Origin of the sequence: Streptomyces sp. SID5910 (assembly GCF_009862125.1) — a bacterium.
Lineage (GTDB): Bacteria > Actinomycetota > Actinomycetes > Streptomycetales > Streptomycetaceae > Streptomyces.
In genome coordinates, this window is sequence record NZ_WWHX01000647.1 from 1 (window position 1) to 4034 (window position 4034).

The 4034-nt window shown below is 71.6% G+C and carries 3 protein-coding genes and 1 riboswitch; all 3 genes read right to left on the minus strand.

What is annotated here, in order from left to right; all coding sequences use genetic code 11:
• Positions 1–666: ABC transporter ATP-binding protein (locus GTW67_RS22830; RefSeq protein ID WP_161166679.1), on the minus strand; the 666-nt coding region annotated here is incomplete at its 3' end.
• A 55-nt stretch (positions 667–721) separates the two neighbouring features.
• Complete coding sequence (locus GTW67_RS22835) at positions 722–1933, minus strand: LolA family protein (RefSeq protein WP_161166680.1); 1212 nt, start codon at positions 1931–1933, stop codon at positions 722–724.
• Positions 1934–2203: 270 nt separating this feature from the next.
• Positions 2204–3214, minus strand: coding sequence for a polyprenyl synthetase family protein (locus tag GTW67_RS22840; protein ID WP_161166681.1), 1011 nt, complete (start codon positions 3212–3214; stop codon positions 2204–2206).
• A gap of 664 nt (positions 3215–3878) precedes the next feature.
• Positions 3879–4034: riboswitch (cyclic di-AMP (ydaO/yuaA leader) on the plus strand. This riboswitch is flagged as partial in the annotation.

A 4034-nucleotide genomic window follows, 5' to 3' on the forward strand; every position in this document is an offset into this window, starting at 1 on the left:
TGTGCACACCTGCTCGATCTCGTCCAGCAGGTGGGAGGAGAGGAAGACGGTCGTGCCGTCGGAGGCCAGTTCGCGCACGAGGGCGCGGATCTCGCGCATGCCCTGGGGGTCGAGCCCGTTGGTGGGCTCGTCAAGCACCAGCAGGCGGCGCGGCTGGAGCAGGGCCGCCGCGAGTCCGAGGCGCTGCTTCATGCCGAGCGAGTACGCCTTCGCCTTCTTGCCGGCGGCCGCCGCGAGGCCCACCCGATCCAGCGCGGCCCCGACGCGCTCGCGCCGGGTGCGCGGGTCGGCGGTCGGGTCGGCTGCGTCGTAGCGCAGGAGGTTGTCGCGGCCGGAGAGGAAGCCGTACAGGGCCGGGCCCTCGATGAGGGCGCCGACCTGGGGCAGTACGGCGCGGGCGGCGCGCGGCACGGGCCGGCCCAGCACCCGTGCCGTGCCCGAGGTCGGCTCGATCAGGCCCATCAGCATGCGGATGGTGGTGGTCTTGCCGGAGCCGTTGGGGCCGAGGAAGCCGAAGACGCTGCCCGCCGGGACGGTCAGGTCCAGGCCGTCGACGGCGAGTTGTCCGCCCCGGTAGCGCTTGGTGAGCGCGCGGGTGGCGATGACGGCGTCACCCGCGCTCCCCGGGCCCGGGCCCTGCGGTTCCGCGGCGGACGGTTCGCCCATCGGCTCCCTTTCCTCGGCTTCCTCGTCGTACGGGCACGGGCCCCGGCGTCCGGTCCTACTTCGCGGCGTCGGCCGCCTTCACCAGCGCGTCCTTGGTGACGGCGCCGGCGTAGACCTTGCCGTCGTCCGTGATCAGGGCGTTGACCAGGCGGGTCTTGAAGACCGTGCCCGAGCCGAAGTCGCCCTTGACCTGCTCGCCGAGGGAGCCCAGGAAGCCGCCCAGGTCGCCGCCCGCGGAGGCGGTGGGCAGGCCCTGGCCGCCGGTGTCGAAGGTGGCGATCGTGTTCCAGCCCTCGCCGACGACCCGGAGGCCGTCCAGGTCCTTGGCGAGGTCGCCGCCGGCCTTCCGGTTCCGCTCGGGCGCCTTCGGCGTCTCGTCGCCCTCGGTGACCTTCGCGCCCTTGGGCGGGGTGAAGTCGAACGTCGACGCGTCCGGCTTCGCGAAGCTGACCTGGGTGAAGCCCGCGTCCACGACGGCGGCGCCGCCGCTCGACGGGGTCAGCGTGAACTTCAGCGGCATGCCGGTCTTCGCGTCCACGGCGACGCTGATCACGCCGACCGTGGAACCCGACTGCCGGGGCTTGATCACCAGCCGGTACGCGTCCCGGCCGGCCACCTGCGCGGTGCCGTCGACGGTCACGGACGTGGTGTCGTCGACCGCCTTGAGCGCCTGGTCGGCGAAGTCCTTCGGGGTGGCCGGCGCCTTCTCGGCGGGCCGCTCGGCACCGCCCTCGGCGGTGGAGTGGTAGACCTCGTTGGACTTGCTGTCGTAGCCCCAGACGTCCTTGCCGTCGTGGATCAGGCTGTACTCGGCGGCGTTCTCCAGCAGCGACAGCTTCTGCCGGTCGGGGCCGTCGGCCGCGACGCGCAGGGTGTGCGTGCCGGACACCAGCCCGGTGAGCTTGGCGGACGGATCGGCGGACGAGCCGTCGTCGCCGCCGTCCGCGCCCGGACCGCCGGACATGCCGGACATCAGGCCGCTCTCCAGGCCGCCGAGGTCCGGCAGGCCGAGGTCGGTGCTGATCCTGACGGTGCCGGACAGCTGCTGGACGTCCGACCGGGCGATCTTCTCGATGAGCTGCTGGGCCGTCACCTCCGGCAGGTCCGGGTCGCCGGAGTCGGCGAGGGCGGGGACGAGCCCGATCGTGGCGGCCGCCACGCCCATCACCGCGACCGGGACGACGTACCGCGCGGCCCTGCGCCGTCCGGCGCTCAGCCCCTCGTCCGCCCCGGCGGTCGTGTTGTCGTCGGAATCGATCGGTGCCATGTGTGCCCTACCTCCGTCGTCGGCGGCGGCTGTCTCGCGACCTCGCACTGTTCACCCGTGAGCCGCCATTCTCACCCGAATCGGTGAGGAGTGGTGTTTTTCCGTGGTGTCCATCTGACCAAATCGGCCAGGGAGAAGCGTCAGACCGCGGGCTCAACTCCGTGTACTCCTGCGGGATGACACGGAGGAGGGGGCCTCCCCCGGTCAGTGGGGGGAGGGTGTCGCGGGAGGGGTGGCGCGCGGGAGGCGACGGGGCCGGCCGGGGCGGGGTCAGCCGGCCCGGTGCACCACGGCGTCGCACAGCTCGATCAGCGCGGCCTTCGCGTCGCACTCCGGCAGCGGGGCCAGCGCCGACCGGGCGTCCTTCGCGTACCGGACGGTGTCCCGCCGCGCCTGTTCCAGCGCGGGGTGGGCGCGCAGCAGGCGCAGCGCTTCGGCGTGCCGGGCGTCGTCGCTGAGGTCGGAGTCCAGCAGCTCGCACAGGGCGATGTCCTCGGCGAGCCCCAGCCGGGCCGCCCGCTCGCGCAGCCGCAGCACCGGGAGGGTCGGGATGCCCTCGCGCAGGTCCGTGCCGGGCGTCTTGCCGGACTCGTGGGAGTCGGAGGCGATGTCCAGGACGTCGTCCGCGAGCTGGAAGGCGACGCCGAGCCGCTCGCCGTACTGGGTGAGCACGTCGACGACGGTCTCGTCGGCGCCGGACATCATCGCGCCGAACCGGCAGGCGACCGCGACGAGCGATCCCGTCTTGCCGCCGAGCACGTCGAGGTAGTGGTCGACCGGGTCCCGGCCGTCCTGGGGTCCGGCCGTCTCCAGGATCTGGCCGGTGACGAGCCGCTCGAACGCGAGGGCCTGCACGCGGACCGCCTCGGGTCCGAGGTCGGCGAGGATCTGGGAGGCGCGGGCGAACAGGAAGTCGCCGGTGAGGACCGCGACCGAGTTGCCCCAGCGGGTGTTCGCGCTGGCCACGCCGCGGCGCACGGCGGCCTCGTCCATCACGTCGTCGTGGTACAGCGTGGCGAGGTGGGTCAGCTCCACGACCACGGCCGACGGCACGATGCCGGGCGCGTAGGGGTCGCCGAACCGGGAGGCGAGCATCACCAGCAGCGGCCGGAACCGCTTGCCGCCGGCCCGCACCAGGTGCTGGGCGGCCTCCGTGATGAACGGCACCTCGCTTTTGGTTGCCTCAAGCAACCCTTCCTCGACGGCCGCCAATCCGGTCTGGACATCGGCTTCCAGAGCCTGGTCCCGCACGCTCAGCCCGAACGGCCCGACGACGGTCACGAGGGGTCTCCTGTCTGCTGGTGTCTACTGGCGATTACCTGGTTTGTCGATAGGTCGCTGCCACCACTCAAGTCAGCGTATCCGGTCACCTTTCGATCACCGCTAGCGCCCACCGTTACAGGCCGGTCGGTATCGGATCATGCGCGATATGTTTTTGATCAGGTGATATGAGCAGATATCGACTGACATCGCCAAAGAGGTGCAAAACAGGACACGGCACGCCGGAAGCCGCCACCGAAGATCCCACCACCCCTCCCAACGGACCGCACCCCGAGAACGTCACCCATTCGCCCTCCGCACCCCCGTTCCGAACGGATGCCCGGACAGCGCCGCGGAACACCGGGCCGACCGCTCCGCACCTAAACGCGCCCCATCGGCGGCCGGTTGGCCACTAGTTGGCCCTAATGCCCGATTTGCCGCCCTTGTTGAGGCCAGTGAGTTGGCTCACGCCGCCGCGCCCGTCCGGACCCTCGCCACGAGCACCGCCAGCCCGTTGCCCCGTAGGCGAGTTGGGCCTTGGCAGTCGCAAAGGATCAAGCACCCCAAAACCCCCAGACCAAGGTCAACAGGCATGTCGGGTGATTCCTGCACTTGTTCCGGACATGTGCTCTCGCATACGTTCCCGGCCTGTCAGGCGGACGCCGAATCCTGCCACCGCCCGGCACACAGTCATCCACCGAAGACACTCGCAGGCAGGAGCGGGGGACCCAGGTAAGTCGCCGCGCCGGACACCACCGGAGCGGCTCGGGGTGAAGCCGTGCCCGTCAGGGCCCGGCCGGGCACCTCCCCGCCCGAACCCGACAGCTCACCTCGCAGGCGT

Bases quoted from the DNA above. Each gene is read 5' to 3' on its own strand.
- GTW67_RS22835 (WP_161166680.1), bottom strand. From the start codon at position 1,933: ATGGCACCGATCGATTCCGACGACAACACGACCGCCGGGGCGGACGAG.